This window comes from Ditibartonella apihabitans, assembly GCF_002007485.1.
In the GTDB taxonomy this organism is placed as follows: domain Bacteria; phylum Pseudomonadota; class Alphaproteobacteria; order Rhizobiales; family Rhizobiaceae; genus Bartonella; species Bartonella apihabitans.
Genome location: NZ_CP015820.1, coordinates 2,273,324 through 2,295,980 on the forward strand (window position 1 = coordinate 2,273,324; position 22,657 = coordinate 2,295,980).

The following is a 22,657-nucleotide window of genomic DNA, read 5'->3' on the forward strand; positions in this document are numbered from 1 at the left end:
TCACCCGTGAAGGGCCGTTGAAAATCAATCAAAATTTGATTTTAGGACCAAAAACCCGATTGAAATCCAGAACCGAAAACCCGATTGAAAATCGGAGATTCAATTGAGGTTTCTTTGCCATAACCCGTTACTGCACACTTGCAACGAGAAGCAATAAACCGTGATATTTTCTATGAAGATGATGATCTTTTAGTTATCAACAAACCGGCAGGCCTTGTTATCCATCCCGACAACGGGAACGAGACCGGAACAATGGTCAATGCCGTGGTCTACTCGTCCGGTTTTTCGCTTTCCAATATTGGCTCTCTTTAAAAGATCGTTCGGCTTATAAGAGCATTTAAAGCTTGCCGGATTTTTATTGTTTCAACACGGCTTTCGTGTGTCTTGCCTTATTGCGACTTTTAAAAAATAAACGACAACACTTTAATAGCTACGATCGCATTTTAAATAATAGGGGCAATCGTATTTTTAAAAAGCCGTTTGCACGGAAATACCGGCTCTTCCATTTTTCGAACGACAGACGTTTTTCCAATATGGACATCTTGGGGCTTCGGGAAAAAGAAGAGCCGATTAAAAATTGCCCTGTGTGGGCTTAAAAGGATAAATATGTTAGATAAACGCAAATTTTATATAAATGGTGCCTGGGTTGAACCAGTAGAGGCTCATGACCTCAAAGTGATTGACCCGTCCACGGAAGAAGCTTGTGCTGTCATCAGCAATGGCACGTCAAAAGACGTCGATCGCGCCGTTGCAGCTGCGAAAGCAGCCTTTGAGGGATGGAAGCATACCGACCCGCAAAAACGTTTAACCTTTGTTGAAAAAATATTGTCGATCTATAACCGGCGCAGAGGTGAAATGGCAAAAGCTATTTCAACGGAAATGGGTGCCCCCATTGATATGGCCTTGGAACAACAAGTCGGAGGCGGCGCTTTCTTTATCGAAGGCTTTATTGATAGTTTCAAGCATTTTTCTTTTAAGACCGATCTTGTAAAAGGTCATAAAGATAGTGCACTTCAATATGAACCGGTCGGCGTCGTCGGTCTCATTACGCCATGGAACTGGCCAATGAACCTGATCAACCTGAAGGTTATTCCGGCATTGCTTGCCGGTTGTACGATGGTCTTGAAGCCTTCTGAAATTGCTCCGCTTTCCGGCCTATTATATGCTGATATTATTGATGAGGCGGGCCTTCCCAAGGGTGTGTTCAACCTTGTCAATGGTGATGGTGCGGGTGTTGGAACATGTCTTTCCGGTCATCCCGACATTGCTATGATAAGCTTTACCGGTTCTACCCGCGTTGGCAAAGCAATTTCCAAAAATGCTTCCGACACATTAAAACATGTTGATCTGGAGCTTGGTGGTAAAGGAGCCAATCTGGTTTTTGCCGATGCCCGTGAAGATGCGATCAAATGGAGCGTTCTAGCCTGCTTCAACAATAGCGGCCAGAGCTGCAATGCACCAACCCGTATGTTTGTCGAGCGTTCCATTTATGAAAAAGCCAAGAAAATTGCTAAGGAAGTAGCAAATAATGTCAAACTTGCTGTGGCGAGCGAGCGCGGAGACCATTTGGGGCCGGTCGTATCAAAAGCCCAGTTTGACAAGATCCAAGGCCTTATCCAATCAGGTATTGACGAAGGTGCCACACTTATTGCCGGTGGAACGGGCTTGGCTAACGGCTTCAAGCGCGGCTATTTTGTCCGCCCGACTGTTTTTGCCGATGTCAAACCGGACATGAAAATTTTCCGTGAAGAAATTTTCGGGCCGGTTCTGTCGATGATTCCTTTTGACAGTGAAGAAGAAGCCATAGCAATGGCCAATGACACGGATTATGGCCTGACCAACTATGTCCAATCCGGAGACAAGGAAAAATGCCACCGTGTTGCAACGGCCTTGCGTTCCGGCATGGTTGAAGTGAACGGTAAGAGCTTGCCGAAGGAAAGCTTCTTCGGTGGTGTCAAATATTCCGGCCATGCCCGTGAAGGTAGTATCTGGGGAATCAAGCAATTTCTTGATACCAAAGCCATCTCCGAATGGTAAGATAATGATTATCCGTCTCGGGCGGAGGAAACATTTCCTCTTGCCGGAGCGGCTCAATTTCGTAAACTTTAAACGTCGATAGGGCTTCATTTGATCAGACTGGTAAGTGATGACACGGCCGAAGGTCAACGCGTCGATCAATGGCTGGCAAAGAATTGTCCTGAAATGTCGCGTTCACGTCTTCAAGCTCTCATCCGCGAAGGGCAGTTGAAAATAAATCAACTTGTTATACGCGAACCGAAAACGCGGTTAAAAACCGGCGATTCGATTGAGGTTTCTTTGCCGGAACCCGTTGCTGCACAACCTGAAGGGGAAGCAATAGACCTTGATATTCTCTATGAAGATGATGATCTTATAGTTATCAACAAACCGGCAGGTCTTGTTGTCCATCCCGGCAATGGCAACGAGACGGGAACACTGGTCAACGCCCTGATCTACCACTGCGGTTCATCGCTTTCGGGCATCGGGGGCGTCAAACGTCCAGGAATCGTGCACCGCCTCGACAAGGATACAAGCGGTGTTATGGTTGTTGCCAAAAATGACCATGCCCATAATGTTTTAAGCCGCCAGTTTGCTGATCATGGCCGGCAAGGCCCTCTCGAACGCAGCTATCAGGCTGTTGTGTGGGGCGCTTTGTCACAAAAGGCCGGTGTGATTGACACCTATCTCGGACGTTCGTCACGGGATCGTATAAAAAGAGCCGTTGTTTCGCCCACCCAGATGGATGCCCGCCACGCGATAACACATTATCAGCTATTGGAGTCTTTCGGGAAAACAAATGAAAAGGAAGCGATTGCAAGTCTGATTGAATGCCGATTGGAAACAGGACGTACACACCAGATCCGTGTGCATATGGCTCATATTGGCCACCCGCTTGTCGGCGATCAGGTTTATGGCAGTGCTTTCAAGACAAAAGCCAATATGTTGCCCGATGACTTGAAAACAATCGTCGCTCTTTTCCCGCGTCAAGCGCTCCATGCTGCGACACTTGTCTTCGAACATCCATCTACCGGAAAAATCATGAGCTTTACGAGTAGCCTGCCAGCTGATATGCTCGAACTTATCGGGGCATTTCGGAAATTTAGGTGAAACTATTCTGGCTTTGGCGGGTTTGTTTGATTGAACGTCAACCGGACATCCGCATATTTCTTAAAAAGGCCATATAGACGGTGTAATGTGCTTGTTACATCCTGATCGGAAAAGGATATTTTTCGTTTTCGCCTATAATGGGAGAACGCGCTAAAGGAGGGTGCTTTATGGCCCAGACAAATTTACCATCAGTTGCTAACGGTGATGGGGGACTTACCCGCTATCTGGAAGAGATACGCCGGTTTCCTATGCTGGAGCCACAGGAAGAATATATGCTTGCAAAACGTTATCGCGAGCATGGCGACCCGAAGGCAGCTCATAAACTCGTTACCAGTCATTTAAGACTCGTTGCAAAAATTGCAATGGGTTATCGTGGCTATGGTCTGCCAATCGGCGAAGTTATCTCCGAGGGCAATGTCGGCCTGATGCAGGCTGTCAAACGGTTTGAACCGGAACGCGGCTTCAGGCTTGCAACTTATGCCATGTGGTGGATTAAAGCCTCTATTCAGGAATATGTTTTGCGTTCGTGGAGCCTTGTAAAAATGGGCACCACGGCCAATCAGAAGCGCCTGTTTTTTAATTTGAGAAAAGTCAAAAGCAAGATTCAAGCTTTGGATGACGGCGACCTTAACCCCGAACAGGTCAAGGAAATTGCGACCCGTCTTAATGTCAGTGAAGATGATGTCATTTCGATGAACCGGCGCTTGTCAGGCGACACATCACTCAATGCGCCAATCCGTGCGAGTGAAGGTGAAAGTGGAGAATGGCAGGATTGGCTCGTCGATGATTCAAGCAGTCAGGAACAATTGCTGATTGAAGAAGACGAACTCGAAAACCGCCGTGCCATGCTCGAAAAAGCAATGGAAGGTCTCAATGATCGCGAGAAACGGATTTTTAAAGCCCGTCGTTTGTCGGACGATCCGGTCACGCTTGAAGAACTTTCGACAGAATTTGGCATTAGCCGTGAACGCGTTCGTCAAATTGAAGTACGCGCTTTTGAAAAAGTGCAGAATGCCGTGAGAGCTGAAGCTATTGCGCAGAAACATGCGCTGCTGCCAACCACGCCAAAAAAACTCGCACCTGCGGCAAACAAATAAACATAACCGGAAAGCATTCCGGTTATTGTCGACAGTTGATTGGAAAACGCAAAATTTTGTTGGTTAAGCAGTAAAAATTTCCGACGAAACAAAATGAATTCTTGCGCCCCCACAAAAATAAAATCAAAAGGCTCGAAAGAGCCTTTTTCTCATTTTTCCATTCCGTTTCTTGGCTTCTAAAAATTTCACTCAAGAGAGAAGCTTGATAGGAATGCACGGTTCTTTTACGAAGTTTCCGGAAAACTTGAAAATACCGTTCTCTATTCAACGCGTTTTGCTATCCCTTGCCTATTGGCAAGGCTTTTCTGCCTACCTTCTTTTTAATGAGGTATCAGGAGCTTGATCGACGCCCATTCCGGCATTCGGTTATTTTTTGTTAGACTGCGAGCAAAAATTTTGGTCAGGTAGCTTTTTAACTGCTACCGTTTTTCCTGCCCCTACTTCCCGCCTCTACACCCCGCAAAGAGTATGGAAAAGGCAATCGCCGATGACCTTCGGTAATTCTTGCCAGATACCACTTTACACCACCGTTCTTTTCCAACGGTAACCAATGGAAACAAATCCAGCTGCTTTACTTCGCATTCGACAATACGGCTTCAAGTAATCAAACGGCTATTCGGTGTCTTCTTCACCAGCATCGCCAGATTGATCGTCATTGGTAGAGTTTTGTCCGCCGCTATCCGGTGCTTCCGTTGCATTTGTGGGGCTTACAGAATTGACCTCCGCATTATCGCCACTTTGTCCGCCGTTTTCCGGATTATCTTGCGGCAAGGCATTATTATTTTCCGCATTATCACCAGAAGGAACAGATGCATTTTCTTTGTCTGAAGTCTGCTTCTGGTCATAAAGAGTAGGTTTATTGTTCTGGTTCAGCCAGCTATCAATAACCTGATTGAAAACAGCTTCTCCATTTGGCCCTTTTGAAAAAGTCAGTTCCGAAACCCGTTTGTTTTTATCGGTAATGACAAGCCGGATCCATCCCAATTGTTTCATAAGTTGTAAATTGCGATCACGGAACGGATTTGCTCCACTTAATGCAAAGAGGAAGAAATCATCATCGATTTTTGCTTCGACAGTACCTGTTAGCTGTTGACCGGGCGCCTGTTCACTGTCCTTGAATGTTAATTCATGCACATTATCAATCGCCTTGCCTTCAAAATCATCCGGAACGATAAATATCGCCTCGATGAGATAGGCAGCTGGTAAAGATGGATCGGTGTTGCGCCGGAGAGTCAACCTCAAAGAAAGCTTCTCGTCGGGAATTGTCACATTGCCGCGCACTGCAATTTCTTCCCGACCTTGCGAATTGGCTTTGTCTTTGACAATCGACCATTGAACGGTACCGGTTTCGACTTTTTCATCCTGTTGATCGGTACGGGCTTGATAAAAGGTCGCTTCGCCGGGTTGTTCCTGCGGCGTTGTTGCGTCTATTGTTCCGGCCGATGTTGACGTTCCCTCGCCGGGCTTCATCGGGCTTTGCGCCGGCCCTTCATCAACCTCGCTACCATCAGCCAGCAAACGCTGGGTGAATTTTTCTTTCGGCAGCTCGCTTGTGTTCGTATTTCCGGCGACATGTTGTTCCGCATCATGCGACTTGTTCCTGCCTGAAAGAAATGACCAGGCTGTCAAAAGAACACCAACAACAACAATAATCACCACAGCACTTGATAAGCCGATGACAATTGCCTTCTTTCGTGCTGCACGCCTTTCTGTGCGGCGCGCGGCTTGTACAAATATATCGGAAACAATATCATAATCACCGTTTTTCTGATTATTGCCCAAGGCCTTTGCTGACTGGAGTTCTTGTTCAGCCTTTTCCTTTTCAGCCTCTTTTTCGGCAGCTATAATATCTTCCATATTGACCGGCTCGGCATCCGGTACTTGTTGATGGAGACTGGAATAAGCCGCCTCTTCGTCCCCTTTTTCTAACTTTTGTTCCCCTTCATCAATCGTTGAAGGCGGTGTCTTGTCGTGATCAAAAACCGACTGGCGAGAAAAAGCAGGTGCTCCTTCACGGAGATCACCATTTTTATCTTCGTTTCCGACCGGATGACCGGAAGTTTGATGATTATTCCTTTCAAATTCTGTGTCCGTCCGATTTCAACGGCGGCAGATGAGCCCGTTTCCGGCTCTAAAGCAGTTTGTTCGGCAGTCTTATTCGAAGCTTCACCATCAAGCCTGTCAGGATTATCAACCGTGTTTCCGGCAGGAAATATTGGCGCGGTTGATGGGGCAACCTTTTCAGAAGCGTTTAAACCGGATTCCCCAAATTCCGATTTTCCCGTTCCGGATTCCTGTTTTTCAGGTTCCGGACCATGTTTTGAAAGTTTGTCAGATGGTGAAACCGGAGCAGGCTCAATTGAAGATTGCGCTTCCGGCTTTTTGACCAGAATATTTGAAAGAAGTTCCTGTTCGACAGCGACATAATCGGCTTCAACACTTTTGATAGCGTCATCAAGTGCCTGAAGCTGAGCTTCGGCTACAGTTGGAGAAACACCGGTTTCGGCAAGTTTCCGCACAACAGTTTCACGAGCACGGGCATAAACCCGCGCCCGCAAATCCGGTGTCGGATTTTCCTGAGCATCAATTGTTTTTTTTAACAAACCTGCGAAATTCGCCATCGGCTTTTGCTTTCTCACATCCTTAACAACCAGTAGGCAAGTTGTTTTCTAAGTTGCTTCGGATTGTTGACCGATATTGTTTGTAACAACACTATCCGGTAAATTCATTTTCCAAGCCTGGAATAAATATAGTCTTGGAAAACAATCGTCAAATCCGGACTAATCTTCGGACCTCGGAAGCATTGCACAAACTTTTACCTGTCTTCAAACGGATCAGTAACAAGAATTGTATCCTGACGTTCCGGACTTGTTGACAAAAGCGCAACCGGTGCGCCGATCAATTCTTCAATATGGCGGACATATTTGACCGCTTTGGCAGGCAACTCCGCCCAGCTTCTTGCGCCGGCAGTGGTTTCTTTCCAGCCTTCCATGGTTTCATAAATTGGTTTCAAACGCGCCTGCGCTCCCATTGAAGAGGGCATATAATCAATCTTTTTGCCGTCGAGCTCATAGGCGACACAAATCTTGATTTCATCCAGTCCGTCAAGAACATCAAGCTTGGTAAGTGCGATACCGTTAATGCCACAAACAGCAATCATCTGACGCAACAATACCGCATCAAGCCAGCCACAACGGCGCTTACGTCCGGTGACGACACCATATTCATGTCCGTGTGTTCCAAGATATTCACCCGCTTCATTATTCTGTTCGGTCGGAAACGGGCCTTCGCCAACGCGCGTGGTATAGGCCTTGGCAATACCGAGAACATAGTTGATTGCTCCCGGCCCCATGCCCGAACCGGTTGCGGCCTGACCTGCAATCGTATTCGATGAAGTCACATAAGGATATGTACCGAAATCATTATCGAGAAGCGCACCTTGCGCACCTTCAAAAAGAATTCGTGAACCGGCACGGCGTTGCTCATCAAGCAATTTCCATGTGCGGTCCATAAAGGGAAGAATATCGCCTGCCACTTCCATCAGCTCGTCATAAAGCGTTTTTGGATCAATCTCCGGTTTTCCCATGCCGCGACGAAGCGGATTGTGGTGGGCAAGCAACCGTTCGATCTTTTTCATCAAAGTATCGGGTTCGGCGAGATCCATCACACGAATTGAACGGCGGCCGACTTTGTCTTCATAGGCAGGCCCTATGCCGCGCTTGGTTGTACCGATTTTAAGACTTGATGTGGCATCTTCTCGTGCGGCGTCAAGATCACGGTGGAGAGAAAGAATAAGCGGTGCATTTTCTGCAATACGCAGATTTTCCGGTGTAATTTTAATCCCCTGCCCGCGGAGTTTTTTCAGCTCTTCCACAAAGTGATGCGGGTCAACAACAACACCATTGCCGATAATTGACAATTTGCCACGCACAACCCCCGACGGAAACAGCGACAATTTATAGCTTGTTCCATCAATAACCAATGTATGACCGGCATTATGCCCGCCCTGATAACGCACCACTACATCTGCACGTTCGGATAACCAGTCAACAATCTTGCCTTTTCCCTCATCACCCCATTGTGCACCGACAACCACTACATTGGCCATAATATTCTCCGTCCAATTTGAAGGTTTTCCAACCTTCTTTCCGCAATAAACGAGTTTCTTATACCGGACTCTCCTGTCGAGTGCGACTCCTCTTTTGCGCTTTTACGCCAAAAAAATTGCGAATTTTCCCGATCAAAGTCAATTTCCCGACATAACATAAAAGACCAAAACCGGTTAAAAACATAAGAAACTACAAACGGGGTGAAATCCAAAACCTTGTTTTCGACGAAAGTGTCGTTGAAAAATTCTTTTGACCATTCGCTGCATTTTAAAAGCAATCGGCACAGCACCTTCAATCAGACGATATTCCTGTCGAAACGTGTCGTTATCCCCCCGAAAGATGCCATTATCTCTATAAAAAGGTGTCTTCATTCATAAAGGAAGGTACCTCCAATGGAAAAGCGTCGTTGTCCCTATTGAAAGATGCCTTTATTGCAATGGAAAGGCGTCGTTATCTCTATCAAAAAGGGTCGTTATTCCTACCGGAAGATATTTTTATCCATACCAAAAACTGTCCTTGGCTTCCGGCCAATTTCCCTAACCGGTTCATTTTTCTGGCTGACCTGTTCATAGTCGAGGAGCGTCAAAGCAAAAAGCCAAGTCTATCAATTGTCCAAATCAAGACCATCAAACCGCTTTTATTATTAAAATTTTGCGATAATCTTGTTGTTTTTTAAATCGATTTAATTAAATGCCGGATATTAACTCAAGTGATTCTCCATTCACCGGATCAAAAGAGGTCAATTAGTACGGCAACTTGCTCTTTATTGCCGGAAAACACATTTTCCGGACTGCAAAAGGCCTTTAATCACATAAAAATTTTTAAATTGTTCAACAATTTTCTCGTTTTGTGCAGAGGCTGGATGTGAAACATAACGATTTGATAATAAACGTTATTTTTCATTTTTACGTATTTTCATAAAACGAATATTGGAAATTTTTTTGAGAATAATTTTTTCTAAAAAACAGGTTGAAAAACAAATTTTTAAAAATTCTATCTTTTTAATTTAATTTTTAAGATAAAAAAACCTTTAAAAACAATATGTTAGATAACATCTACGATTTTTTTGTTTTAGTCACAAAGCCTGATTATCGACATTAGTCGACTAAACAGTATTGTCTTTTCCGTATTAACCATTTATTCGAGAACTGTTGTGGATTGTTCAATAATCATCTTCATTGAACTCACCATAAAAACATAACGTGTTACTGGTCACTAATCGGATCACATTGTCATTGGAATGTAACATCTGTGCAACGTTTTCCTGTCCATCTGGTGGGGGCTTTGGCTGCTTGAACATGAGACGCTTTGGTTTTTCAGGTTGCGTTCTGTCGATATCTATGGGAGGCAGTTCATGCTAAACATTTTTAAACACGCGCCAAACAAACCGCGTGTCCCCGAAGCGGAAATCGACCCGCTTTATCGTCGTCTGCGTTGGCAGATTTTCTTCGGGATATTCTTCGGTTACGCAGCCTACTATCTCGTACGTAAAAACTTTGCTCTGGCTATGCCTTCTCTGGTCGAACAAGGCTTTACCCGTGGTGATCTGGGTTTTGCCTTGTCGGCTGTTTCTGTAGCTTATGGCATTTCAAAATTTATTATGGGGGCAGTCTCGGACCGCTCCAATCCGCGCGTTTTCCTGCCCGTCGGTTTGATTCTCGCGTCAGTTGTCATGCTGATCATGGGCTTTGTTCCGTGGGCTACTTCGAGCATTGCCGTCATGTTCGTGTTGCTTTTCATTTGTGGCTGGTTTCAGGGCATGGGTTGGCCTCCCTGCGGGCGCACAATGGTGCACTGGTGGTCGCAAAAAGAACGTGGCGGTATCGTTTCTTTGTGGAACTGCGCCCATAATGTCGGTGGTGGTCTTCCTCCAATCCTCTTTATGCTTGGTATGGCCTGGTTCAACGATTGGCATGCAGCCTTTTATATGCCTGCTTTTGCTGCCATTCTGGTTGCCATTTTCGCCTTTGCAATGATGCGCGATACACCGCAATCTTGCGGCCTGCCGCCAATTGAAGAATATAAAAACGACTATCCGGAAAACTATTCGGAAAAGAACGAGGTTGAACTCACAACCAAGCAGATTTTTACCCAATATGTTTTGCCGAACAAGCTGCTCTGGTATATCGCTTTTGCCAATGTTTTTGTTTATCTGTTGCGTTATGGCGTTCTCGACTGGTCGCCGACTTATTTGAAAGAAGTCAAACACTTTGCAGTCGACCAATCGTCCTGGGCTTATTTCTTCTATGAATATGCAGGCATTCCCGGCACACTTCTTTGCGGCTGGATGTCCGATAAGGTCTTCCACGGCAACCGTGGAGCAACCGGTGTTTTCTTCATGACATTGGTGACCATTGCCACTGTTATTTACTGGCTCAACCCTGAAGGCCACCCCAATATCGACATGATCTGCATGATCGTTATCGGCTTTTTGATCTACGGTCCTGTTATGCTGATCGGTCTTCACGCACTTGAATTGGCGCCGAAGAAAGCTGCCGGTACTGCTGCAGGTTTCACCGGTCTTTTCGGTTACCTTGGCGGTTCGGTTGCTGCTAGCGCAATCGTTGGCTACACTGTCGATTATTTCGGCTGGAACGGTGGTTTCCTTCTCATGATCGGTGGCGGTGTCATCGCTGTCATCCTTCTTGCTATCGAAATGATTGGCGAGCGCAATCAACATGCTAAAGAGCAAGCAAACTGATCGGCGTTCCATCCGATAAAGTGACGCCAATCACAAAAAGAAGACGTTTTTTAAAGAAGACGTCTTTCACAGAAAAAAGTGTTTTATAAAAGCACTCTTTAAACTTGTTGCTGACGAGATTGGTGCTGAAGGGTTCAACCTTCAGCACCACCGCCAATAACGATGACAATGACAAAGTTGTTATTGTTCAGCGACTTCTCAGATAAAGCAGTTAGCTATCTTCATCCGTGATATTTATAAAAGTTGAGCTTTTCCGTAAAACTATGGGAAATCCTACTCCTTTAAAGAGCCTTTTAGGCTGACCCGAATGATTTGAGACGCACATCCCGTCTGTTTTTCATTCGCTTCATTCCATCCGCGTTTCATCCGGCTCTGCCCCGCCGGAAAACTGTTGCTACAAAGCTGATGGAGCCTTGGATAAATCACTGGAACTCACCCTAACATCAAAGCTGAAATTGATCATTGAACGGATGCGCGAGCTTTTATCCTTTTCAAAATATTGCATATGAAAAGGCCATCTTCCTCATATCAAAGGACGGGGATTTTTCAGATATAAGCGCCTGATCGCATCGGCCGCCTTATAGGCAAGAGCTCCAACAGTTCCGGTCGGATTATAACCGGGATTTTGCGGAAAAGCCGAAGCGCCGACAACAAACAGGTTATGCACATCCCAATTTTGAAGATATTTGTTGACGCTGCTATTTTCCGGATCGGCTCCCATGATAAAACCGCCGACAACGTGGGAAGATTGGTATGGTACCGAATTCCAATGCCCTTTTGATGGCTGTTGAACAATCTGATCAGGCCCCATTGCCTTTGCAATTTCTGCAACTTTTTCGGTGCAATAAAGCGCCATTTTGCGTTCATTGTCGGTGTAATCATAAGTTATACGCAAAAGTGGCCGTCCGTGCGGATCCCTATATGTCGGGTCAAGCGACAGATAATTTGCCGGTGATGAATAATTGGATGCTTCACAACCGATCGACATTGTGGACAGATAATGTTTCACCGTGGCAGCTTTCCATGTTTTTCCCCATCTTGGCGTATCGGGAGGAACCGGACGGAACGCGATGGGAGCTCCGCCAATCGGCGTTACACGAATACTGCCACCGCCAAAAAAGCCAAGCCCCGAATGGTCAAAATTGTCATTATTGAAATCGTCAATGCCCATACCGACAGCACCTGCGCCAATGAAGGGATTGAAAATCGTTTTGTCATTGAAAAACAATTGAACATTATTGGCCGTCTGGTACGCATAATTGCGGCCGGTTGTACCGCTCCGGTCTATCGGGTTATAAGCCTTACCAACGCCTGAAAGCAGCATAAGGCGCACATTTTCAAGTGTGAAAGCCGAGACCACTACAATATCGGCCGGCTGCTCATATTCTATTCCTTCTTCATCAATAAAGAGGATTCCTGTTGCGCGCTTTCCGTCACTATCAAGCATGACCTGCAAGACCTCGCTATTTACCCTCGCCGTGAAGTTTTTCTTCAGCATCAATGCGGGAATGACACAGGTGAGCGCACTTGCTTTCGAATAATTTGCGCAACCATAATTTGTGCAAAAGCCACAAAATGTACAAGGAGCCAAACTTACTCCGAGCTCGTTTGTATAGGCTTGCGAGAGAAGCGAAGAGGGAACAGGAAAAGAGTTATATCCCATTTTTTCGGCTGTTTTTGCAAACAATGCCGGCCCATAAGGCTGATCCATCGGAGGAGTTGGGTAGTCGCTTGAACGTGGCCCCTCGAACATATTGCCACCACGAATTTTTTTACCCCCGATATTTCCAGCTTTTCCCGAGGTTCCACAAAGTTTTTCAAACCTGTCATAGAAGGGTTCCATCTCTTGCCAATCGGTTCCCCAGTCCTGCAAAGAAAGAAAATCCGGAATGGCCTCTTTGCCATATCGTTCTTCAAGATGACTTCTCAAACGAAATTCTTCAGGTTGAAAGCGGAATGTAATTCCCGCCCAGTGAAGACCTGCGCCGCCAATGCCATTTCCAGGATGGAACGACCCCCAATGGCGCATGGGCAAAGCCGTTTCAGAAACGTTATTTCTAACAGTCACAGCATTTTGACGCGGTTCCACCATCAATTCCTGACGGTCGTTATAACGCAATTCATCGGGAACTGTTGTTATGTTGAAATCGCGTGCGGTTTCACGCCATGGCCCCCGCTCGAAACCGACAACGCTCAAGCCCTCATCAGCCAATTCGTTGGCGATAATAGCACCCGCCCAGCCAAGGCCGACTATAACTGCATCGACTTCAGGCAATTTTTGCGCCATGTCTTAACCCCTTCCCCGTTTAATCCGGCAATTTGGCAATACTCACCGGTTCAATTTCAAGCTTTTGGTTATGTTGATGAATAAAGGCGCGGTAATCGTAACGCGCACCCGGAAACCCCAACATTTTCCAACTGACCATGTTTTTATTGCCCCCATAAATCGGATCGGCGAAAAAACCTTCCATAGTGTTTTGCAACACGATTTCAAAAAACAATTTCGCATCTATTCCCTGAAAGGCGATATTGCCTTCTTCCATGTCGTGCAAAACCCGATCACGTTGTTCGGGGGGCAAGGCGATAAATGGCTGACCGAACTTGCTTGCGCAATATTCACTCAACGCTTTCAATCCCAAGCGATAACGCTCACGCGGTGTCAACGAAGATTGGTCTCCTTGCTGGGGAGTGCCTTCCATGAAGGGAGCTGCCATATAATATTTTGCAAAATCGCCATATTGTCCGGCAAGTTGCCTATCGATAAATTCGACACAGCCCGCTTCTTTTCCGCTAATACTTAAGGAATCAGCCGGTATCAACTGCTCGACAATTGCTCCGAGAAGTTCAACTTCATCTTCAGTCAGGAAATACCATTTTCCGGCCGGAAAAACCTCTGGCATGCTGACATCACCGGCAATCCAGTCTGGCACCGCGTTTACCACTGAAGCAAAGCTCGGAATGGTTGGTGTGAACGTCAAAAATGCTGCACCAGCCATCAAAAAATGTCGGCGAGAAAATCGGGCGGCACTGTTTTTCATGCTCTTTTCCTTTACGAGAATGCGATGACGAAATTGATCATTTATTCACCCGTCACCACGGATTTTCTTGCGGGCTTCGAAAACCACATCTTTTCCGATCGGCGCGGCACTGTTGCCCCAACTATTTCTGATATAATTGAGCACCGCCGCGATATCTTCATCCGACAAAGTGTTGCGAAAACTCGGCATGGTAGGCGCCGTCGGGTGCTTTTCTGTCGCGGTAGCACGATTGCCATTCAAAACCGCCATAACGGGATTTGTTAAATTCCGCATATCTATACTGCTTGGTTTTAAAAAAGCAGGTGCGATATTTTTCGTTCCTTCACCTTGAACGCCATGACAAGCACTGCAATGAGCGCTGAATATCAAAGCCCCTTTTTGAAGTTCCGGACTGTCCGGCGCCATTGCCTTTTTTACGCCTGCCGCGCCAGAGCCGGGAACGGATTTAAGGTAGGTTGCGATTGCCTGCAAATCTTTTTCGTCCACATGCTGGAGCGAATTGCTGACAGCTGCGCCCATCGGACCCGTAGCAAATGCATGGGCATTATTCCCCGTTTTAAGATATTGAACGACTTCCTCGTTTTTCCATGCTCCGACACCATTCGCGCTATCGGAGGTTATCTCCGGCGCGTACCAGCCTTGCAGCACTGCTCCCTGATAAAGCTTATCTAATTTATCGGCACCAAATGTATTTTTCGGTGTGTGACACATGCCGCAATGGCCCAAACCTTCAACGAGATATGCCCCTCTGTTCCATTCATCTGTTTGTTGACGATCCGGAACAAAGCCATCCTTTTTAAAAAATAAGGTATTCCATCCGATAACGAGAAAACGGATATTAAAAGGAAATTTAAGCTCATTTTTCGGCAATGAAGCTTTAACGGGCGGTAGGGTGAAAAGATAGGCTTTGATTGCCAGAATATCTTCGTTACTTACTTGCGCAAAATTCGGATAAGGCATTGCCGGATAGAGGAATTTTCCTGCTTTCGACCGGCCATATTTGACGGCATTGATGAAATCCTGATCGCTCCAATCGCCGATGCCGGTTTGCCGGTCCGGCGTGATATTACCGGCAGTAATTTTCCCGAACGGGGTGAGCCGCGGCTCACCCCCTGAAAAATCCGCTTTGCCTTTTTTACTGTGACAGGCAACACAATCACCAACGCGGGCAAGATAAGCCCCCCGTTCGATTTCTGTTCTTTTTATTCCGGATAAAGAGAGCGGAGCAATGCCATTAATCGCCGGCCGCAAATTAATATAACCGACAATGGATAAAGCTATGAAAATAAATAATATTGCTGCAAACAGGAAATAGCGTTTCATAAACAATAACCTTTCCCGCTGCTACAATTTTTATTCGAGATTTCTTACATCAACCGTATAACTTCCGATAAAAGACGCTCTGAAAGCGAATTTTCTTTTATTTTCTCTCCATCATGGAACTAGATAATTTTACTCTTCAAAAAATCAAATATTTTATCCAAAATGCTGCCAATGCATGCCGTTCCGTGTTTGAACTCATCAATTTTTCTTTGTTATCGAGCGAGAGGCCGCAATTTGTAACGACCAATCATTTTCTGCATAAAGAAAACTCAAAGAATGAATAGACAAGCTTTATGGAATTTTGAAATTTTCGGGTAATTGATTATTTTCGTTTCAAAATATAATCAGAATTTCAATTTTAAAAATACAAAATAAAACCTGAAAAATGGACTTGGATGATCGGAAAGAGGAGACAAGGCCGATAAAGCGGAAAACCGGCAGCACCCAAATTTTTAGCGTTGACACACCATATAACGGGCATCTTCGCTATAAGTTAGCAATTTCTGTTTCAACATTTCTGAAACTTCCGCCAGTTTAAACCCGTTCTTTTGCCAAAAGACTTGTGACCCATGAACAGCAACAAGGGAAAGTGTTCCGAATTTTTTCCGCTTGGCTACATTGAACAGCAGCTCCACCGCTTTTTTGCCATTTCCCCCGCCTTGCGCTTCAGGCAATAAAGCAAGATCGTGAATATAGAGCGTATCACATTTTTCCGGAAGTTTATGAAGCAGGCGATCAAGAGCAGGAATGGAATTCATTTTGTATGGATGGGCAAGGCAATAGCCATAAACGCTACCCGAGCTTGATTCATTATCGGATAAAATAAAGCAGGACAAAGGAGAAAGCCGGAATTTTTCTTCAAGCACCGCATCCTCTTCCGGAAAATCCGGATGACAAAGTGAAGCGATCCGGCAGACATCTGCCAGATCGCTTTGTTTCATTGGACACCAATATTTCACGGTTCGATCAACCGTTAGCGACATCGAATTCCAGAGGTTGCGTGTGTTTAATACCCTTTATCTTGCGCAATTCATCAAGCACTTGATCGGGAATACGAGCATCAAGATAAAGAAGCGCGATTGCGTCACCGCCCGGTTCATTACGTCCCAAAGCGAAGTTTGCAATATTCACGCCGGATTTTCCGCAAATCGTACCGATTGTACCGATAATTCCTGGTGTGTCGGTGTTGGTGATATAAAGCATATGCGGGCCGACCTCGGCATCAAGATTGATACCCTTGATCTGGATAAAGCGCGGTTTGCCGTCAACAAAGCAGGTTCCGGCAATGGAACGGGTGCGCTTCGATGTTTTGACCGTCAGTTTGATATAGCCGTCAAAAATACCGGATTTATCGCGCTTGACCTCGGAAAGAATAATGCCGCGTTCTTTAACGAGAACCGGTGCCGATACCATGTTGACATCGGCAAGCTGCGGACGAATGAGACCGGCCAATGCGGCACTGATAAGCGCGCGCGTATTCATGGCAGCCGTTGAACCATCAAACAGAATTTCGACTTCCTTGATGTCTTCCTCGGTCGATTGACCAACAAATGCACCAAGAACTTCGGCAAGTTTGACAAACGGCTTCAAGCGCGGTGCTTCTTCTGCCGTAATCGACGGCATATTGATTGCATTGCTAACGGCACCATTGATGAGATAGTCCGACATTTGTTCGGCAACCTGAATGGCAACGTTTTCCTGAGCCTCGGTTGTCGATGCACCAAGGTGCGGCGTGCAAACAACATTATCAAGGCTGAAGAGAGGATCATCGGCAGCCGGTGGCTCGACTTCATAAACGTCAACCGCCGCCCCTGCAATTTTGCCCGACTTCAAAGCGTCGACGAGGTCTTTTTCAACAACCAGCGCACCACGTGCACAATTGATAAGTCTTACGCCATCCTTCATCTTGGCGATGGTTTCGGCATTGATGATGTGGCGGGTCTTATCAGTAAGCGGTGTGTGTAATGTGATAAAATCGGCCCGCTTTAACAAATCATCCAATTCAACCTTTTCAACACCGAGTTCCTTGGCACGGGCGTCCGAAAGGAACGGGTCATAGGCAATGACTTTCATCTTCAAGCCGACACCGCGGGTTGCGACAATCGAACCGATATTGCCACAGCCGATAATGCCGAGAGTTTTGCCGGTGATTTCAACACCCATGAAGCGGCTTTTTTCCCATTTGCCCGCCTTGGTCGATTTATCGGCAGCCGGCAATTCACGGGCAACGGCAAACATCAATGCAATGGCATGTTCTGCTGTTGTTATCGAATTGCCGAATGGCGTATTCATAACGATAATACCGCGGCGTGAAGCAGCCGGAATATCAACATTGTCAACACCGATACCGGCACGACCGACAACTTTCAGATTTTTTGCCGCAGCAATAAGTTTTTCCGTTACTTTGGTTGCCGAACGGATTGCCAAACCATCATATTGGCCAATAACTTCGAGAAGCTTTTCTTTGTCTTTACCGAGTTCCGGTTTGAAATCGACCTCAACGCCGCGATCTTTGAAAATCTGGACAGCAGTCGGGGATAGTTTATCAGATACAAGTACACGAGGTGCCATTATGGCCTCCAAAATTTTTGTAAAATGGGGGAAAGAGCGGCCTTGAAACAAGCCGCTACAAGGGAATCTTATTTTTTAAAGAGCTGCTTTTTCAGCCTTGAAAGCCCAGTCAAGCCATTCCGTCAATGCCTGAAGATCGCGAGCTTCAATCGTTGCACCAGCCCAGATGCGCAAACCCGACGGTGCATCGCGATAGGCGCCTATGTCATGGGCGACACCGGCTTTTTCCAGACGGTTGACAATGGCCTTGGCAAATGCTGCCTGTCTTTCGGCATCAAGTTTAACCACGGCAGGATCAACAATTTTGAAGCAGACGGAAGTGTTCGAGCGGGTTGCCGGATCTGTCGCCAGAAATTCGATCCACGGAGTTTTGTTGACGAATTGGTCCAGAACAGCAAAATTCTCGTCAGCCCGTTTCATGAGTGTTTTCAAGCCGCCAATCGACTTCGCCCACTTCAATGCATCAAGGTAATCCTCGACACAAAGCATAGACGGCGTATTGATTGTTGCGCCCTCGAAAATACCTTCATTGAGTTTTCCGCCTTTTGTCATGCGGAAAATTTTTGGCAGCGGCCATGCGGGCGTGTAGGTTTCAAGACGCTCTACCGCGCGTGGTCCCAGAATAAGCACACCGTGGGCACCCTCGCCCCCCAGTACTTTTTGCCAGGAGAATGTGACAACATCGAGTTTCGAAAAATCGAGATTTTGTGCAAATGCGGCGGATGTTGCGTCGCAAATCGTAAGCCCCTTACGATCAGCAGGAATAAAATCGGCATTGGGAACGCGCACACCCGATGTTGTTCCATTCCATGTGAAGACAACATCGCGATCAAAATCGACTTTGGTCAAATCCGGTAATTCACCATAAGGCGCTTCCAACTTGCGCACATCGGTCAATTTCAATTGTTTGACAACATCTGTAACCCAGCCCGAACCGAAGCTTTCCCATGCCAGCATATCAACGCCGCGTGCTCCAAGGAGCGACCACAGTGCCATTTCAACAGCACCGGTATCTGATGCGGGAACAATGCCGATACGATAATTTGCAGGAACTTCCAATACCTCGCGGGTAAGGTTGATTGCCTCTGCCAGCTTGGCTTTACCAATTTTTGCACGATGTGAACGGCCAACCGGCGCATTAGCAAGCGCTTCAACCGTCCAACCGGGACGCTTTGCACAGGGACCAGAAGAGAAATTGGGATTGTTCGGGCGCACGCCCGGCTCGTTTAGATTTGTCATAATATTCTACCCTTTCAGATAGCTCGCCTCTCGTTGGGAAGAGGTGGCCCGCTGACGTGATTATCCGAAAGGCGCTTTCAACACAAGTAAAAAAATAGGTTATCACAAATTATTTAGCCTAAGTGGGGTTTAGACAAAGTTTTTCAATGTATTGTTTAAGTGTTATTTTTCCTCTCAACGTTTTATTCAAAGGCGGCCAATTACCACTTATTGTCTTTAGCGCCATTCGGGTAAAAGACATTGCACTTGATTTCGAGAAAGAAAGGGAAAGATAATAATTTTCAATATCTTCCCTGTTCACCACTTCAAGCTTCACTCGCTTTCCGAGTGCCGTTTCAAAAGCGGATGCGACATCTTGAACCGTGTAAAATTCCGGCCCTTTAACATAATGAATGCCAGCCTTTCCACTTTCAACAAGCCCTGTCAGATAATCGGCAATATCGCGGTGAGCGACCATCGGAATGATAGAATGGGAGGGATAAATAGTGGTCAGACATCCTTTTTCGATAATTTCGTTGAGAGCAAAATCCCAATTGGACATATAAAAGCCTGCGCGAACAATCAGTGCTTCCGGATAAATCTCTTTAACCTTCTCCTCCAATAAATAAAGGCTTCCTAAATCTCCGATATGGTCACCTTTTTGAGCACCATAAGTCGACTGCACAATGACTTTTTCAAGATTCGTGTTTTCGAGCGCGCGCGTAATCGCTGCAATTGTTCGGCGCTCTTCAAGATCAACATCATGAACAGGATTGGCCGAGGGATTAAGGATATAAACGCCGCTTGCTTCTTTCAAAACCTCATGTAACAAATGGTAGTCGGAAATATCGATTTCCGCGAGTCTGGCACCAAGCTTGACAAGGTTTTCAGCGCGTTTTTTAGAACGGGTGACCACCGTCACATCCCTCCCCGAACGAAGCAGATTTTTTGCGAGCTCCGAACCAATATGGCCGGTTGCACCCATGACGACAAACATGATTCACCTCTCTTTCAAAAACCGTTAGCTTATCAGATAACGATAATCATTCTTGTCGGAAAGGATTAATGAAACTATGATGAGCTTTAAAACGGGACGGGTGCAGGATGAAACGATTGCATTGGAAAAAAAGCTTAAGCCTTATGATTATTCCGCTTTTGTTTTTCAGCGGTTGCCAATCGGTTCCCAAGCTCAAATCACCCGATAATATTTACGAATTCAACACCCGCCCGACAAATGAAGTTGGCATTCCGGCCGATGTTCTGAGGCGTGCCGCCTTTACGGCAGAACGTCGCGGCTATCGTTACTTTACAATCAACGATACATCCGAAGGCGCCCAGACTTCAAAAATGCCGACGATCGGCATCAATTACGGACGCGATCCTTATGGTTTTTCTGACCCCGGTGCGGACAGTACAGGGGGCGGAATTTCAATGGATTTACCATTAAATACACGCCGCATCCATTGGGTTGTCACCATGATGCATACGCCCGAAGCACAATCGACCAAAGTTTATGATGTAACCGAGGTTATTTCCAAATAGCTGTTTTCAACAAGTTGGTCGCTTCAAGTTCAAGATAAAAATTGCGTTTTATAGAAAAACTGTTGTCATATAGCGGTTAAAGAAACCATTAGTTTTTTAAAAACTAGGGGGCGGAAATAATTTGCAAAATTCGTCTTTAAAAAAAATCGCTATGCAGCGCATGAAAGGCAGCGCTTCGTTCAGTACGGTTTATAAAGATCAACGGTCATATTTGGAAAAGCTTTATCAATCCGGTTCATTGAAATTGCGTTTTCCGCTTTATTCCGACAGCCATTTCGAGGCCGTCCAAATCAATACAGCAGGCGGTGTAACCGGCGGCGACGAGCTTTTCTGGAAATGCGAGCTCGGCGAAAAAACACAAGCAACAATCACCACCCAAGCCGCGGAAAAAATATACCGCTCGCTTGATGGTCTTCCGGCCGAGATCAATATTTCGCTAGACTTTAAGAAAAACTCTACATTGTTCTGGCTCCCGCAGGAGACAATTTTTTTCAATCGTGCCGCGTTAAAACGCAAAATCACCGTCGAGATGGAAGAAGGTGCAGCACTTCTTCTTGTAGAAGCTTTTGTTTTCGGGCGGAAACTCATGGGAGAGAAAGTTGTCAACGGCTTTATTGATGACGAGTGGCAGGTGCGCCTTTGCGATGAGCTTGTCCATTTTGAAGCCTTTAAAATCAATGGCAATATTTTACAGCAATCAACCCGTCCTGCAGTTTTTAACGCCAATCAGGCCATTGCTACAATTCTTTACATTGCCAATGATTTTGAAGGCAAAGAAGCGGCCGCGCGAGAGATTATCGGACAATCCGGTGGGGTGTCTGCGTGGAATGGCAAGCTTCTTGCTAGGATTATTGAAAAGGACTCCTATTCTTTGAGGGAAAAACTCGTTCCTTTGGTAAAACTGCTAACAAAAGGTGCAGATGTGCCGAAATTTTGGTCAATTTAGCTATGGGTGAATAATGATACTTACCGAAAGAGAAAAGGACAAATTGTTGATCTCGATGGCTGCAATGGTTGCTCGCAAACGACTCGAACGGGGCGTCAAGCTCAATCATCCGGAAGCTATTGCATTGATTAGCGATTTTGTTGTCGAAGGCGCCCGCGATGGCCGGAGCGTTGCCGACCTCATGGAACAAGGTGCTTACGTATTGCGCCGTGATCAGGTCATGGAAGGCATTCCTGAAATGATTGAAGATATTCAGGTCGAAGCAACATTTCCCGACGGGACAAAACTTGTCACTGTCCACCATCCGATACGTTAAGCCCGACATTTGAAAAATATAAAACTATGAAGAGGGGAACTCTCATGAAACTTTTGTCAAGATCGACAGTCATAACAGCTTTGATGATTTTCACATCCACACCGGCTTTTGCCCACCTGACTGGTGTTCCACATGACCATAGCTCTTTTACAAGCGGCTTTTTACATCCGTTAACCGGTTTTGACCATATTCTGGTCATGGTGGCGGTCGGCTTATGGGCAGCTCAACTCGGCGGAAAATCGATTCTAGCAGTTCCGGCAAGTTTTGTTGTCTGTATGGCAATTGGTTTTTGGCTTGCCACAAAAGGCATTGCATTACCTTATGTTGAACCGGTCATTCTTGCTTCCGTGATTGCGATGGGGCTCTTTGCGGCAATGGCCATTCATCTTCCCATTATGCCGGCCATGCTTGTTGTCGGTGCTTTTGCGGTTTTTCATGGCTATGCACATGGTCTCGAACTCGAAAATTCCGAAGCCTATGCTTACGGAATCGGTTTTTCTATTGCCACAGCATTGCTTCACGGCGTCGGTATTACAATCGGCTTGGGAGCAGGTAAAATTTTTGGCCGGTCAAATGGCGCAACAGCAATCAGAATCGGCGGCGTTGCGACCACTCTTGCAGGGCTTTATCTGGCCTTTGCTGCTGCATGAAATCGAATTCCTGCTACCCG

Annotated in this window: 20 protein-coding genes; 10 read left to right on the plus strand and 10 right to left on the minus strand. The window is 46.1% G+C overall.

Going from position 1 to position 22,657, the window contains the following annotated elements; translation table 11 throughout:
- The first annotated feature begins 138 nt into the window (after positions 1–138).
- From BBC0178_RS11910 to rpoH, 4 genes are all read left to right on the plus strand, one after another.
- The gene (locus BBC0178_RS11910; protein WP_188317730.1) at positions 139–312 is read left to right on the plus strand and encodes a hypothetical protein; all 174 of its coding nucleotides are present in this window, start codon (positions 139–141) and stop codon (positions 310–312) included.
- A gap of 294 nt (positions 313–606) precedes the next feature.
- Entirely contained in the window at positions 607–2,037 is a 1,431-nt protein-coding gene (locus BBC0178_RS10050; protein ID WP_078040069.1) for an aldehyde dehydrogenase family protein, read from the plus strand.
- Positions 2,038–2,127: 90 nt separating this feature from the next.
- A complete protein-coding gene (locus BBC0178_RS10055; protein WP_078040070.1) occupies positions 2,128–3,126 on the plus strand; it encodes an RluA family pseudouridine synthase in 999 nt (332 codons plus the stop codon).
- A gap of 167 nt (positions 3,127–3,293) precedes the next feature.
- Positions 3,294–4,223 carry an RNA polymerase sigma factor RpoH gene (gene rpoH, locus BBC0178_RS10060; protein ID WP_078040456.1) on the plus strand — a complete coding sequence of 310 codons (930 nt, stop codon included), beginning with the start codon at positions 3,294–3,296 and terminating at the stop codon, positions 4,221–4,223.
- Between the two features lie 612 nt (positions 4,224–4,835).
- Here rpoH and BBC0178_RS10065 read toward each other — a convergent pair.
- The 3 genes from BBC0178_RS10065 to BBC0178_RS10075 form a co-directional block, all read right to left on the minus strand.
- Positions 4,836–6,080: a hypothetical protein gene (locus BBC0178_RS10065; RefSeq protein ID WP_078040071.1), complete on the minus strand. Its 1,245-nt coding sequence runs from the start codon at positions 6,078–6,080 to the stop codon at positions 4,836–4,838.
- A 68-nt stretch (positions 6,081–6,148) separates the two neighbouring features.
- A complete protein-coding gene (locus tag BBC0178_RS10070) occupies positions 6,149–6,844 on the minus strand; it encodes a hypothetical protein (RefSeq protein WP_078040072.1) in 696 nt (231 codons plus the stop codon).
- A 194-nt stretch (positions 6,845–7,038) separates the two neighbouring features.
- Positions 7,039–8,331 carry an adenylosuccinate synthase gene (locus BBC0178_RS10075; protein WP_077972843.1) on the minus strand — a complete coding sequence of 431 codons (1,293 nt, stop codon included), beginning with the start codon at positions 8,329–8,331 and terminating at the stop codon, positions 7,039–7,041.
- A gap of 407 nt (positions 8,332–8,738) precedes the next feature.
- On the opposite strand from BBC0178_RS10075, the gene BBC0178_RS10085 reads away from it, so the two are divergent.
- Both BBC0178_RS10085 and glpT read left to right on the plus strand, forming a co-directional pair.
- Positions 8,739–9,008: a hypothetical protein gene (locus tag BBC0178_RS10085; protein WP_149867482.1), complete on the plus strand. Its 270-nt coding sequence runs from the start codon at positions 8,739–8,741 to the stop codon at positions 9,006–9,008.
- A 678-nt stretch (positions 9,009–9,686) separates the two neighbouring features.
- Positions 9,687–11,033, plus strand: coding sequence for a glycerol-3-phosphate transporter (glpT, locus tag BBC0178_RS10090; protein WP_077972845.1), 1,347 nt, complete (start codon positions 9,687–9,689; stop codon positions 11,031–11,033).
- Positions 11,034–11,556: 523 nt separating this feature from the next.
- Here the strand turns inward: glpT and BBC0178_RS10100 are convergent.
- The 7 genes from BBC0178_RS10100 to BBC0178_RS10130 form a co-directional block, all read right to left on the minus strand.
- Positions 11,557–13,320 carry a GMC family oxidoreductase gene (locus tag BBC0178_RS10100; RefSeq protein WP_078040076.1) on the minus strand — a complete coding sequence of 588 codons (1,764 nt, stop codon included), beginning with the start codon at positions 13,318–13,320 and terminating at the stop codon, positions 11,557–11,559.
- A 19-nt stretch (positions 13,321–13,339) separates the two neighbouring features.
- Positions 13,340–14,071, minus strand: a complete 732-nt coding sequence (locus tag BBC0178_RS10105) for a gluconate 2-dehydrogenase subunit 3 family protein (RefSeq protein ID WP_078040077.1) — start codon at positions 14,069–14,071, stop codon at positions 13,340–13,342.
- Between the two features lie 45 nt (positions 14,072–14,116).
- Positions 14,117–15,394 carry a cytochrome c gene (locus BBC0178_RS10110; protein WP_078040078.1) on the minus strand — a complete coding sequence of 426 codons (1,278 nt, stop codon included), beginning with the start codon at positions 15,392–15,394 and terminating at the stop codon, positions 14,117–14,119.
- Between the two features lie 452 nt (positions 15,395–15,846).
- Positions 15,847–16,335: a GNAT family N-acetyltransferase gene (locus BBC0178_RS10115; protein ID WP_225868314.1), complete on the minus strand. Its 489-nt coding sequence runs from the start codon at positions 16,333–16,335 to the stop codon at positions 15,847–15,849.
- A gap of 25 nt (positions 16,336–16,360) precedes the next feature.
- A complete protein-coding gene (gene serA, locus BBC0178_RS10120) occupies positions 16,361–17,965 on the minus strand; it encodes a phosphoglycerate dehydrogenase (RefSeq protein ID WP_078040080.1) in 1,605 nt (534 codons plus the stop codon).
- Positions 17,966–18,040: 75 nt separating this feature from the next.
- Positions 18,041–19,204 carry a phosphoserine transaminase gene (locus tag BBC0178_RS10125; RefSeq protein WP_078040081.1) on the minus strand — a complete coding sequence of 388 codons (1,164 nt, stop codon included), beginning with the start codon at positions 19,202–19,204 and terminating at the stop codon, positions 18,041–18,043.
- 118 nt (positions 19,205–19,322) lie between these two features.
- Entirely contained in the window at positions 19,323–20,180 is an 858-nt protein-coding gene (locus BBC0178_RS10130) for an NmrA family NAD(P)-binding protein (protein WP_078040082.1), read from the minus strand.
- Positions 20,181–20,287: 107 nt separating this feature from the next.
- Here BBC0178_RS10130 and BBC0178_RS10135 point away from each other — a divergent pair, with 107 nt between their 5' ends.
- The 4 genes from BBC0178_RS10135 to BBC0178_RS10150 all read left to right on the plus strand — a co-directional run bounded on the left by BBC0178_RS10135 (position 20,288) and on the right by BBC0178_RS10150 (position 22,637).
- The gene (locus BBC0178_RS10135; protein WP_078040083.1) at positions 20,288–20,725 is read left to right on the plus strand and encodes a hypothetical protein; all 438 of its coding nucleotides are present in this window, start codon (positions 20,288–20,290) and stop codon (positions 20,723–20,725) included.
- A gap of 151 nt (positions 20,726–20,876) precedes the next feature.
- Positions 20,877–21,671, plus strand: coding sequence for an urease accessory protein UreD (locus BBC0178_RS10140; protein WP_210187165.1), 795 nt, complete (start codon positions 20,877–20,879; stop codon positions 21,669–21,671).
- A gap of 13 nt (positions 21,672–21,684) precedes the next feature.
- On the plus strand, positions 21,685–21,987 hold the full coding sequence (locus tag BBC0178_RS10145) for an urease subunit gamma (protein ID WP_078040085.1): 303 nt from the start codon (positions 21,685–21,687) through the stop codon (positions 21,985–21,987).
- A 44-nt stretch (positions 21,988–22,031) separates the two neighbouring features.
- Positions 22,032–22,637 (plus strand): HupE/UreJ family protein, encoded by a 606-nt coding sequence (locus BBC0178_RS10150; protein WP_149867483.1) that lies wholly within the window; start codon positions 22,032–22,034, stop codon positions 22,635–22,637.
- Positions 22,638–22,657 lie beyond the last annotated feature (20 nt).

Coding starts and splice junctions, on each gene's coding strand:
- BBC0178_RS10050 (WP_078040069.1), top strand. CDS start 607: ATGTTAGATAAACGCAAATTTTATATAAATGGTGCCTGGGTTGAACCA.
- rpoH (WP_078040456.1), top strand. CDS start 3,294: ATGGCCCAGACAAATTTACCATCAGTTGCTAACGGTGATGGGGGACTT.
- BBC0178_RS10065 (WP_078040071.1), bottom strand. CDS start 6,080: ATGGAAGATATTATAGCTGCCGAAAAAGAGGCTGAAAAGGAAAAGGCT.
- BBC0178_RS10070 (WP_078040072.1), bottom strand. CDS start 6,844: ATGGCGAATTTCGCAGGTTTGTTAAAAAAAACAATTGATGCTCAGGAA.
- BBC0178_RS10075 (WP_077972843.1), bottom strand. CDS start 8,331: ATGGCCAATGTAGTGGTTGTCGGTGCACAATGGGGTGATGAGGGAAAA.
- glpT (WP_077972845.1), top strand. CDS start 9,687: ATGCTAAACATTTTTAAACACGCGCCAAACAAACCGCGTGTCCCCGAA.
- BBC0178_RS10100 (WP_078040076.1), bottom strand. CDS start 13,320: ATGGCGCAAAAATTGCCTGAAGTCGATGCAGTTATAGTCGGCCTTGGC.
- BBC0178_RS10105 (WP_078040077.1), bottom strand. CDS start 14,071: ATGAAAAACAGTGCCGCCCGATTTTCTCGCCGACATTTTTTGATGGCT.
- BBC0178_RS10110 (WP_078040078.1), bottom strand. CDS start 15,394: ATGAAACGCTATTTCCTGTTTGCAGCAATATTATTTATTTTCATAGCT.
- BBC0178_RS10115 (WP_225868314.1), bottom strand. CDS start 16,335: ATGAAACAAAGCGATCTGGCAGATGTCTGCCGGATCGCTTCACTTTGT.
- serA (WP_078040080.1), bottom strand. CDS start 17,965: ATGGCACCTCGTGTACTTGTATCTGATAAACTATCCCCGACTGCTGTC.
- BBC0178_RS10125 (WP_078040081.1), bottom strand. CDS start 19,204: ATGACAAATCTAAACGAGCCGGGCGTGCGCCCGAACAATCCCAATTTC.
- BBC0178_RS10130 (WP_078040082.1), bottom strand. CDS start 20,180: ATGTTTGTCGTCATGGGTGCAACCGGCCATATTGGTTCGGAGCTCGCA.
- BBC0178_RS10135 (WP_078040083.1), top strand. CDS start 20,288: ATGAAACGATTGCATTGGAAAAAAAGCTTAAGCCTTATGATTATTCCG.
- BBC0178_RS10140 (WP_210187165.1), top strand. CDS start 20,877: ATGCAGCGCATGAAAGGCAGCGCTTCGTTCAGTACGGTTTATAAAGAT.
- BBC0178_RS10145 (WP_078040085.1), top strand. CDS start 21,685: ATGATACTTACCGAAAGAGAAAAGGACAAATTGTTGATCTCGATGGCT.
- BBC0178_RS10150 (WP_149867483.1), top strand. CDS start 22,032: ATGAAACTTTTGTCAAGATCGACAGTCATAACAGCTTTGATGATTTTC.